This is a genomic window from Tahibacter caeni (assembly GCF_024609805.1).
Classification (GTDB): domain Bacteria; phylum Pseudomonadota; class Gammaproteobacteria; order Xanthomonadales; family Rhodanobacteraceae; genus Tahibacter; species Tahibacter caeni.
This window is the reverse complement of record NZ_JANFVR010000174.1, coordinates 1-10,077: the sequence shown is the minus strand read 5'-3', so window position 1 is coordinate 10,077 and position 10,077 is coordinate 1. Positions and strand designations below refer to the sequence as shown.

Genomic DNA, 10,077 nt, shown 5'->3' with positions numbered 1-10,077 from the left:
GCGCGGCGCTCGGTGCCGGCGCGGCGGCCTGCCCCTCGGCCACGTAGACGCCGCTCGCGCGGCGCGCCTGCAGATAGCCTTCGCCGAGCAGCAGGTCGTAGGCGGCCACGGCGGTGTTGCGCGAGATCGAATACGCCCCGGCCAATGCCCGCGACGACGGCAGGCGCTGGCCCGGGCGCAGGCGTCCGTCGAGGATGGCCGCGCGCAGCTGCGCGTGCAGCGTGCGCAGCAGGCGGCGCGAACCCGGCGGCGGCAGCTGCAGCGCGAGCGAAAAAACTGGATCCATGATTGTTCCCCGTTCTGGCGCTTCAAGCATGCCAGCGCGCGACCTATGCTGCAGCCTCGCAGACGACGGAGCCACACATGATCGAGCTGTACTACTGGGGCACGCCCAACGGCCTGAAGCCGCGGCTGATGCTCGAGGAAACCGGGCTGGAGCATCGCATCGTCCCGGTCGATATCGGCAAGGGCGAGCAGTTCCGTCCAGAGTTCCTGGCCTTCGCGCCGAACAACCGCATTCCGGCGCTGATCGACCGCGCGCCCGCCGACGGCGGCGAGCCCGTGCGGCTGTTCGAGTCCGGCGCGATCCTGCAATACCTCGCCGAGAAGACCGGCCGCTTCCTGCCGGCCGACCTGCGCGGCCGCGCCGACGTCATGCAATGGCTGTTCTGGCAGGTCGGCGGCCTCGGCCCCATGGCCGGACAGAACGGCCATTTCCGCGTCTATGCACCGGAGCCCGTACCGTACGCGATCGAGCGCTACACGCGCGAGACCGCGCGGCTCTACGGCGTGCTCGACCGGCGCCTGGCCGGCCGCGAGTTCATCGCCGGCGACTACAGCATCGCCGACATGGCCTGCTATCCGTGGATCGTGCCGCACGCGGCACATGGCCAGGATCTCGACGACTTCCCGAACATCAGGCGCTGGTTCGAGGCGATACGCGAACGCCCGGCGACGCGGCGCGCCTACGCCGGCGTGGCCGAGGCCTACTCGCCGGCGCGCAAGCTGTCGGACGCCGAACGCGGCGTGCTGTTCGGCGCGAAGCCGGCGCCGTGACGGGATGCGGCGGACCTCGATGCCGAGGCATCGCGACGGCGACCCGTCGAACGGAACGACGTTCGTTCCGTTGAACAAATCTCAGAATATTCAACGAATCCCGCGAACGGGAAATCGATCGCGCGCCAGCGGACCGCCGCAGCCGGGCTTTTCGTTGCGTGAAGACCTCGGCGTCGCGGCTCGCGCGCTCGCCGCAGACCGGCGCCGCCGCGACGGCGGCGCCGGAATCGTCGGAAAAGAAAACGCGCAGTGCACGGAGGAAAGTGGTGACAGCCGCGTATCGCTACGCCGCTGTCACCACTCTCCTGCCGTGCCTGCGCGATGGCGGAGTGGGCCGATAAGCCGGGTCCTGTATCCCTTGCGGGACGACAGTCATTCCTCTAGGCCTGGCGTCGCCGCCAGGCTCAAGCAACCAACCCGGGAACGACGCGGGCCGCGTCATGGTTCCCCTATTCGGTCTTGCTCCAGGTGGGGTTTACCGTGCCCTGCGGCGTTGGCCCCGCAGGCGGTGCGCTCTTACCGCACCGTTTCACCCTTACCACGCCTGCCGTTGCCGGCAGCGTTCGGCGGTTTGCTTTCTGTTGCACTGGCCGTCGGCTCGCGCCGCCCAGGCGTTACCTGGCACCTTGCCCTGTGGAGCCCGGACTTTCCTCGGCGCATTGCTGCGACGCGACTGTCTGGCCTACTCCGCCGCGCATTCTAACCGAGCGGCCCGTCTCGCGCAGCGGACGCAGCCGTGTCAGCCGTCGTCGCTACCGTACAGCGCCTTGCGCGGCGCGCCGCTGATCGCGGCCGCGAGCTTGGCCGCGCGCGCCGGCGGCAGCTCCTCGCGCAACAGCGCGAACACGCGGCGGCCCTCGGCCAGGCGCGCGTCTTCCTGTTCGGGGCGGCCGCCGACCAGCAGCACGAACTCGCCGCGGCTCTGATTGGGATCGGCCGCGACGCGCGCGATCAGGGTCGCCAGATCGGCGTCGATGACGGTCTCGAACAGCTTGGTCAGTTCGCGCGCGAGCACGGCCGGGCGCGCGGCGCCGAACGCCGCGGCCATGTCATCCAGCGTTTCGCGCACGCGATGGCTGGATTCGTAGAACACCAGGGTGCGCGTCTCGCCGGCCAGCTCGGCCAGCCGCTCGCGCCGCGCCGCAGCCTTGGCCGGCAGGAAGCCTTCGAACACGAAACGGTCGCTCGGCAGACCGGCCACCGACAGCGCGGCGATCGCCGCGCAGGCGCCCGGCACCGGCGAGACGACGATGCCCGCCGCGCGCGCGGCACGCACGAGGCGGAAGCCCGGATCGCTGACCAGCGGCGTGCCCGCGTCGGAGATCAATGCGATGTCCTCGCCGCCGCGCAGCCGCGCGACCAGGCGCTCGGCCTCGTCGCGCTCGTTGTGTTCGTGCAGCGCGACCGCGCGCGTGGCGATGCCGTAGCGCGCGAGCAGCGGCGCGCTGTGGCGCGTGTCCTCGGCCGCGATCAGCGCGACCCGGCCGAGCACCTCGCGCGCGCGCGCCGACAGATCGTCGAGATTGCCTATCGGCGTGGCCACGACCCAGAGCCGCCCGGCCGAATCCGTCGTCATGCTTTTCCTCCGTACGCCGGTCCGCGGGCGCGCTGTCCTGATCCGCTATCATCGCAGCATTACCCGGCGTTACGGATGCGGCCATGCCTGTGAATTCGCGAGGAGTCCTGCTCTGCCTGCTGCTGTCGCTGCTCGGCGGCTGCGCCACCCTGGACACGGCGCCGTCGCAGACGCCGCAGGTCGGCGCCGCCGATGCGCTGTACCAGCGCGGCGAGTTCCGCGCCGCCGCCGACGCCTATCTGCAGCTGGCCAAGACCGACTCCAGCGCCCGCGGCCATTACCGCCTCCGCGCGGCCGAGGCGCTGCGCGAGGAAGGCGATCTCGCCGCCGCGGCCGAAACCCTGTCGGACGTGCGGCGCAAGCGCCTCGCCGGCGAGGACGCTTACCGCTTCGACCTGCTCAGCGCCGAGATCGCGCTGAACCGCCAGCAGCCGGACGAGGCGCTGGCCCTGCTGGCCCTGCCCGATTCGGCCCTGCCGCCGGCGCTCGTGCTGCGCCGCCTCGAACTGACCGCACGCGCGCAGCAGGCGACCGGCGACCGCTTCGCCGCCGCGCGTACGCGCGCCGTGCTCGACCGCTCGCTGAGCGGTCCGGACCGCGAGAGCAATCGCCGCGAGATCGTCGACACCCTCGCCGCGCTCGACGCCGCGGCGCTGAAGCAGCGCGGCAGCGAGCTGCCGCCGAACGATCTGCTGCGGCCCTGGATAGAACGCGCGCTGCGCAAGCAGGGCCAGGCACTGCCGCTCGCACTGCAGCGGCCGAGCCGGCCGGTCGGCACCCTGCAGCAGGACGGCAGCGACCGCTGGAGCCGCGAGGGCTACAGCGCCGCGCGCAAGGTCGCGCTGCTGCTGCCGGCCAGCGGCGCGCTGAAGAACGCCGCGGCGGCGATCCGCGACGGCTTCTTCGCCGCCTGGTTCAACGACACGAACGCGCCGCCGGAACGCGGCGAAGTGAAAATCTACGATAGTGGACAAAGTTCGGAAGACGCCGTCGCGGCGTACCGCCGAGCGGTCGAGGACGGCGCCGACCGCGTCGTCGGCCCGCTGACGCGCGAAGCCGTCGGGCTGCTGTTCGAGCAGGGCGACCTGCGCGTGCCCGTGCTCGCGCTGAACCAGGCCGACAACGGCGCGACGCCGCCGCCGGGCAGCATCGCGTTCGGCCTGCTGCCGGACACCGAAGGCGCCCAGGCCGCCGAGCGCATGGCCTCGGCCGGCATCCGCGAAGCCGCCGTCATCGCCGCGACCGACGACTGGGCCGAGCGCGCCGCGCTCGCGTTCCGCGCGCAGTTCGAAAGCCTCGGCGGCGCCGTCGTCGGCGAGGCGCGCGTCAAGGAAGGCGAGGTCAACTATTCCGGACTCATCCGCGAGTCGGTCGGCAGCTTCGCGACCGCGTCGAACGCGGCCGTATTCGTCAGCATGCGCCCGCAGCAGGCGCGCCTGCTGATGCCGCAGCTCAAGCTCGCCGGCGTCAGCATCCCGGTCATGGCGACCTCGCACGTCTATTCGGGCACCTTGAATCCGGGCCTCGACCGCGACCTCGACGGCCTGGAATTCTGCGACGCGCCGTGGCTGTTCGACGCGAGCGCCGGCCTGCCGCCGCGCGACCAGGTCCTGCGCGGCATCGAGTCGGCGCGCGGCGCCGGCGCGCGCCTGTTCGCGCTGGGCTTCGACGCGTATTCGCTGCTGCCCTACATGGACTGGCTCGGCACGCATCCGGACAGCTATCTGCCCGGCGCGACCGGCCAGCTCGCGTCCGACAGCTTCGGCCGCGTACACCGGCTGCTGACCTGGGTGCGCTTCGAGAACGGCGTCGCGCGGCCCGTGTCGGGACTGACCCTGAGTGACGGCCGGATGCCCTGATGCGTACGCTCGGCGCCGTCTGGGAGCGCGCCGCGCAGGCCGAACTCGAACGCGCCGGCCTGCGCCTGGTCGCCCGCAACTGGCAGTGCCGCTACGGCGAGATCGACCTGATCATGCGCGACGGCGAGGCGCTGGTCTTCGTGGAAGTGCGCTATCGCGGCGCAGCGTCGGGCGAAGACCCGAGCGCGTCGATAGGCCCGGCCAAGCAGCGCCGGCTGATCCGCGCCGCCGAACTTTTCCTCGCCGCCCATCCCGCGTTCGCGCAGGACGCCTGCCGCTTCGACAGCGTCGCGTTCAGCGGCAGCGCCGATGCCGCGGCCTGCCGCTGGGAACGCTCCGCCTTCGACGCGTTTTGAGAGAGACCGCATGAAACCCGCCACGACCCGCTTCGCCCTGCGTCTGCTCGTCCCGCTGCTGTCGGCCGCGCTGCTGTCGGGCTGCGTCGCCGCCGTCATCGGCGGCACGGCCGCCGGCGTCGGCCACGACCGGCGCAGCTGGACCACGGTCATCAGCGACCGCAACATCCAGACGACCGCCTATGACAACTTCAACAAGGACAAGGAGCTCGCGCTCAAGAACAACGTCACGATCGTCGTCTACAACGGCGTGATGCTGCTGGCCGGCGAGGTGCGGACCCAGGAGCTCAAGGAACGCGCCGAGCGTCGCGTCAGCGGCTACGAAGGCGTGCGCCGCCTCCTCAACGAGATCGAGGTGCGCGAGCCCGAAAGCTTCCTGTCGCGGCGCCGCGACAACACGATCACCGCGCACGTGAAGACCGCGCTGCTCGACATCGTCGACCTGGAAGGCTTCGATCCGACCCGCGTCAACGTGACGACGGTGCACCGCACGGTCTATCTGATGGGCCTGGTCACGCGCGAGGAAGCCGAGCGCGTCGCCGACATCGCGCGCAATGTCGCCGGCGTCGAGAGAGTCGTGCGCGTGTTCGAGTACCAGGACTAGCCGTGGCACTGGCCGCCGGACTGCGGGAAACCCTGGCCGCGATCTTTCCGGACGCGCTCAGCGTCGATCCGGCCGAATGCCTGACCTATGGCTACGACAATTCGCGACGCCGCGCGCTGCCCGACGCCGTGGTGTTTCCGACCGCGCACGCGCAGGTCGTCGCGCTCGTGCAGGCCTGCCGCGCGGCGCGCACTCCGCTGATCGCGCGCGGCCGCGGCACGAACACGACCGGCGCGACGGTGCCGGTGCACGGCGGCGTCGTGGTTTCGTTCGAGCGCATGAACCGCATCCTGCGCATCGACGCGGCGAACCGCTATGCCGTGGTCGAGCCCGGCGTGCTCAACGGCGATCTGCAGGCCGCGCTGAAGCCGCTGGGCTTCTTCTGGCCGCCGGATCCGACCTCCAGCGCCTACTGCAGCATCGGCGGCAATCTCGCCTGCAACGCGGCCGGGCCGCGCACGGTGAAATACGGCGCGCCGCGCGAGAACACGCTCGGCCTGCAGGCCGTCGCCGGCAGCGGCGAGACCTTCCGTGCCGGCTACTACACGAGCAAGGGCGCGACCGGCTACGACCTCACGCGGCTGCTGATCGGCGCCGAAGGCACGCTCGCGCTGATCACCGAGGCGACCTTGAAGCTCACGCCGCTGGCCGCGGCCAAGCGCGTGCTGCGCGCGACTTATGCCGACATCACGGCGGCGGCGGCCGCGGTATCGCGCATCATGGCTCAGCCGGTCACGCCGTGCGCACTGGAATTCCTCGACGACGAGGCGCTGCGCCTCGCGCGCAAGCACGGCGGCGACGCCGTGCCGGTAGCCGGCGCGATGCTGCTGATCGAGGTCGACGGCGAGCCCGCGTTCCTGCCGGCCGCGGTCGAGGCCGTCGCCGCGGCCGCGCGCGGACCCGGCCTGCTCGACTGCCGCGCGGCCGAGGACGAGGCCGAGATCGCCGGCCTCTGGGCCGCACGCAAGGCGCTGTCGCCGGCGCTGCGCGCGATCGCGCCGATGAAGATCAACGAGGACGTGGTCGTGCCGGTCAGCCGCCTGCCCGAGCTCATCGGTGGATTGAAGAGCATTTCGCACACGTTCGGCATTCCCATCGTGAACTTCGGCCATGCCGGCAACGGCAACATCCACGTGAACCTGCTCTACCGGCCTGAGGATCCGGCCCAGGCCGCCGCGGCGCCGGACTGTCTCGCCGCAGTGTTCGATCTCGTGCTCTCGCTCGACGGCACCCTGTCGGGCGAACACGGCATAGGCCTGGTCAAGCGCGAGTTCCTGCCGCGCGCGCTCGATCCGATGGCGCTCGCGCTGATGCGGCGGATCAAGGCGCAATTCGACCCGGATGGCATACTCAATCCGGGCAAGCTGCTGCCCGACCAGGAATAGACGATGCGAGGCCTGATTGCTGCAGCCGCCCTGCCGTTCGCCGCGCCGACCGCCGAATCCGCGGCGATCACGCAGCCGGCGCAGGCCCCGCAGGCCGACGCGATCTTGCAGCAGGGCACCGCTCTCGCGCGCTGGAGCCAGACGCAGATCCGCGCGCGCGGCAGCCTAGCGCCGACCCGCCGCAAGGCGAGGTGCCGACCGCGGCGCGAGACGCCGGTCCGCAGCGACACGCTGTTCATCGCGCAGTTCGCCGACGGCCGCCGCATCGCCGGGAAAATCACCGTGAGCGCGGTCGCGAAACCGGCGATCCGGGCCTGTCGCGTCGGCCCGCCACCGGCCGACCCGGCGGCGCACTGCCAGCCCACGGAGCGCCGGCCGTGAGCGCGGCCGCTAGCCCCGGCACGACGCTCCGGCACGCGGCGCTGGCCTTCGTCGCGGCCGGCCTGCCGCTTGCGGTCGCGGCCGGCTACTACCACTACCGCGAGCACCGCTACGCGAGCGAGCTGCACAAGCAGGAAGCCCAGCTCGCAGCCTTGAACACGCAGCTCGAACCGATCGGCGATCTCGACCGGCTGCGCAGCGAGATGCTCGCGCGCAAGCAGATCGTCGACGTGCTGCAGGAACCGCAGCACGGACTGCAGGCGGCATTCGCGCTGGCCGCCTCTCTGCCTTCCGGCGCGGGCCTGCTCGACCTCGACGTCGATGAGAAACAGCTGACCTTGCAGGCGCGCTGCGCCGACGCGGCGACGACCGACGCGTTGCTCCAAACCCTGAAGCAGGCCGGCTTCAGCGAGGCGAGGATCGCGCTGCGCCAGCCCGGCGCGCCGGCCGGCACCGAGCAGGTCCGCTATACGGCGACCATCGATCCGGCGCGCTTCGCCGAACTCGCGCGCGCGGCCGGCGCGGCCGGGGTGCAGCCGTGAACGCGGCCGCGAGCCGCGCGCTGATCGCACTGGCCCTGGCTACCGGCGCGCTCGTCGGTCTCTGGCTGCTGCTCGACGCGCAGGAACGCTGCGAGCGCGGCGACCTCGCGGTGCAGTGGCTCGACGAGAGCATCGACCTGCGCCGGCGCCGCGTCGCCGACATCGACGCCTACGCGCTGGACGTCAACGCCGTGCGCAAGGATCTCGCGATGCTCGAGCAGCAGCTGCCGTCGCAGTTTACCGACGAGGAGATCGCCGCCGGCCTGCAGGCGCTGGCCGGGCAGCACGGACTGATCCTCGAACGATCGCAGCCGGGGCGCGAGCAGGCCGGCGAGTTCTACGCGCGCCGCGCTCTCGCGTTCTCGCTGCGCGGCAGCCTGCCGGCGCTGCAGGCCTTCCTGCATGACTACGCCGGCATCGTGCCGCTGCAGCGCCTGAGCCACGTGCGCCTGGCCGCCGCCGGCGACGCGTACACGGCCGAGGTACGTACCGAGTATTTCCGCTATGTCGAGGATGCCGGCCTGCCGCTCCCGGCGCCCTAGCCTGCCGCGATCGCGCCGGATGTTCGCTGATCCGCAGTCCCGGCGTTTGCCGTGAACGTCGACATGCTTCCGACCCACGCAGCCGAGGCCCTGCCCTCATGACGAACCGCGACGCCGAACCGCCGCACATCGGCCGGGAAGACCTGCTGTCGGCCTCGCCACCGGCCTATCTCGACCAGGCCGTGCTGATGTCAACGGTCTGCCTGATCGGATTCTCCATGCTCGCCCTGCTCGGCGGCGGCCTGATGCTGCTCCGCACCTGGCAACAGGACCGTCACGCGCTGCGCGCGACCGGCGAAGTGGTCGAAGTCCGCGGCCGCGCCGACTACACCGTCCGCTACGCCGACGACCGCAACGTCACGCATACCGCCGACGCTCACCTGTTCAACCTGACCAACGTCCCCAAGAAAGGCCTCAGCGTCGGGCAACGGCTGCCGGTGCTCTACCGGCGCGGCAGCGAGCACCGGGTCAGCCTCGAGAACGAGACCGGAGATGTCATCGCGACGATCTTCTGGGTCGGCATCGGCGTGGCGCCGCTGATCTATGTGTTCTTTCTGCGGCGCAGGCTGCGGCGCCACAAGGAACGCTACGCGCGGTTGCAGCGCGACGGCATCTCGACTGCCGTGGAATCAGTACGCTCGCAGACCGTGGCCTGGGGCCGGTTCAAGCGCTGGGCGCTCGTCGCGAGCTGGCGCGATCCTGCCGGCCATGCGCATGAAACGATGGCCGGGCCTTTCCACTACGACCCGATGCCGGTGGACCCGTCGACGCTGCGCGTGCTCGCCGACCGTACCGATCCGGCGCAGAGCGGGGTCGATCCGGAGACCCTGCCGCCGCTCGACCATGCGAAGCGCCGGCCGGGCCGCTCGTCGTTCTAGAAGCGCGCGGCGCCCCAGACCAGCCCGGCCAGCACCGCCGCGGCGAGCAGGCCGGCCAGTGCGTCGTCGAGCATGACGCCGAAGCCGCCGCCGACTTCGCGGTCGGCCCAGGACACGGGCCAGGGCTTGGCGACGTCAAAGAGTCGAAAAAGCAAGAAACCTACAAGTATCCACATCCAGCCGGGCGGCGCGAATGCGAGCGCGAGCCACTGGCCGACGAACTCGTCGACGACGATGCAGCCGGGATCCTCGACCCGCAGACGCGCGACGAGAACGCGCGAGGTCCAGACGCCGAGCGCGAATACGGCCAGCACGACGACGAGGTAAGCCCAGAACGGCAGTTCGCGCAACCACAGGTACGGCAGCAGCGCGACGGCCGATCCGGCCGTGCCCGGCGCCAGCGGGCTCAGGCCCGCGCCGAAACCGCTCGCGATCCAGCCGGCCGGATGAGTCAGGATCGCGCGGCGCTGCGCGGCGCTCAGGCTCATGCGACGAAATGCTCCCAGCCGCCGCGCGGCAGCGCCACCGCCGCGCCGGCGGCGTCGACGACCTGCACGCCCTCGCCGTCTTCGAACGCGCCGATGTCGGTCAACGTAGTGCCGCAGGCGGCGGCGGCGGCCTGCGCCTCGCCCACGCGGGCCGGCGGCACGGCGATGCAGAGCTCGTAGTCGTCGCCGCCGGCCAGCTGCCAGCGCAGGCGCTGGTCCTCGTCGCCGACGCGCTGCAACGCCTCGGACTGCGGCAGGCGATCGGCGACGAGCACGGCCGCCAGTCCGCTGCGCGCGGCGATGTGGCCGAGGTCCTGGCGCAAACCGTCGGACACGTCGATCGCCGCGCTCGCGATGCCGCGCAGCGCGAGGCCGAGCGCGACGCGCGGCGTCGGCCAGATCGGAAGAGC

13 protein-coding genes and 1 other RNA gene are annotated in these 10,077 nt (G+C 71.6%); 9 read left to right on the top strand and 5 right to left on the bottom strand.

The window, feature by feature from the left end; translation table 11 throughout:
* Positions 1 to 286, bottom strand: a 286-nt coding sequence (locus tag NON22_RS14760) for a GntR family transcriptional regulator (protein WP_257387711.1), incomplete at its 3' end; no start/stop codon positions are given.
* A 77-nt stretch (positions 287 to 363) separates the two neighbouring features.
* Between NON22_RS14760 and NON22_RS14755 the strand changes: the two genes are divergently transcribed.
* Positions 364 to 1,056, top strand: a complete 693-nt coding sequence (locus NON22_RS14755) for a glutathione S-transferase N-terminal domain-containing protein (RefSeq protein ID WP_257387710.1) — start codon at positions 364 to 366, stop codon at positions 1,054 to 1,056.
* Between the two features lie 322 nt (positions 1,057 to 1,378).
* Here the strand turns inward: NON22_RS14755 and rnpB are convergent.
* An RNA gene (gene rnpB / locus NON22_RS14750) (RNase P RNA component class A) lies at positions 1,379 to 1,745 on the bottom strand.
* A gap of 50 nt (positions 1,746 to 1,795) precedes the next feature.
* On the bottom strand, positions 1,796 to 2,632 hold the full coding sequence (rsmI, locus tag NON22_RS14745; protein WP_257387709.1) for a 16S rRNA (cytidine(1402)-2'-O)-methyltransferase: 837 nt from the start codon (positions 2,630 to 2,632) through the stop codon (positions 1,796 to 1,798).
* A gap of 83 nt (positions 2,633 to 2,715) precedes the next feature.
* Between rsmI and NON22_RS14740 the strand changes: the two genes are divergently transcribed.
* From NON22_RS14740 to NON22_RS14705, 8 genes are all read left to right on the top strand, one after another.
* Positions 2,716 to 4,491: a penicillin-binding protein activator gene (locus NON22_RS14740; protein ID WP_257387708.1), complete on the top strand. Its 1,776-nt coding sequence runs from the start codon at positions 2,716 to 2,718 to the stop codon at positions 4,489 to 4,491.
* On the top strand, positions 4,491 to 4,847 hold the full coding sequence (locus NON22_RS14735; protein WP_257387707.1) for a YraN family protein: 357 nt from the start codon (positions 4,491 to 4,493) through the stop codon (positions 4,845 to 4,847). The genes NON22_RS14740 and NON22_RS14735 overlap by 1 nt, the downstream gene beginning before the upstream one ends.
* 10 nt (positions 4,848 to 4,857) lie before the next feature.
* Positions 4,858 to 5,451 carry a BON domain-containing protein gene (locus NON22_RS14730; RefSeq protein WP_257387706.1) on the top strand — a complete coding sequence of 198 codons (594 nt, stop codon included), beginning with the start codon at positions 4,858 to 4,860 and terminating at the stop codon, positions 5,449 to 5,451.
* Between the two features lie 2 nt (positions 5,452 to 5,453).
* On the top strand, positions 5,454 to 6,836 hold the full coding sequence (locus NON22_RS14725) for an FAD-binding oxidoreductase (protein WP_257387705.1): 1,383 nt from the start codon (positions 5,454 to 5,456) through the stop codon (positions 6,834 to 6,836).
* A 3-nt stretch (positions 6,837 to 6,839) separates the two neighbouring features.
* The gene (locus tag NON22_RS14720) at positions 6,840 to 7,217 is read left to right on the top strand and encodes a hypothetical protein (protein ID WP_257387704.1); all 378 of its coding nucleotides are present in this window, start codon (positions 6,840 to 6,842) and stop codon (positions 7,215 to 7,217) included.
* On the top strand, positions 7,214 to 7,759 hold the full coding sequence (locus NON22_RS24915; protein ID WP_257387703.1) for a PilN domain-containing protein: 546 nt from the start codon (positions 7,214 to 7,216) through the stop codon (positions 7,757 to 7,759). Before NON22_RS14720 ends, NON22_RS24915 begins: the two co-directional genes overlap by 4 nt.
* The gene (gene pilO, locus NON22_RS14710; protein ID WP_257387702.1) at positions 7,756 to 8,301 is read left to right on the top strand and encodes a type 4a pilus biogenesis protein PilO; all 546 of its coding nucleotides are present in this window, start codon (positions 7,756 to 7,758) and stop codon (positions 8,299 to 8,301) included. The genes NON22_RS24915 and pilO overlap by 4 nt, the downstream gene beginning before the upstream one ends.
* A gap of 98 nt (positions 8,302 to 8,399) precedes the next feature.
* Positions 8,400 to 9,179, top strand: coding sequence for a hypothetical protein (locus NON22_RS14705; protein WP_257387701.1), 780 nt, complete (start codon positions 8,400 to 8,402; stop codon positions 9,177 to 9,179).
* Here the strand turns inward: NON22_RS14705 and NON22_RS14700 are convergent.
* Positions 9,176 to 9,667 carry a phosphatidylglycerophosphatase A family protein gene (locus NON22_RS14700; RefSeq protein WP_257387700.1) on the bottom strand — a complete coding sequence of 164 codons (492 nt, stop codon included), beginning with the start codon at positions 9,665 to 9,667 and terminating at the stop codon, positions 9,176 to 9,178. The two genes, NON22_RS14705 and NON22_RS14700, sit on opposite strands and share 4 nt — an antisense overlap.
* On the bottom strand, positions 9,664 to 10,077 hold a 414-nt coding region (locus tag NON22_RS14695; protein WP_257387699.1), incomplete at its 5' end, for a thiamine-phosphate kinase. The genes NON22_RS14700 and NON22_RS14695, both read right to left, overlap by 4 nt.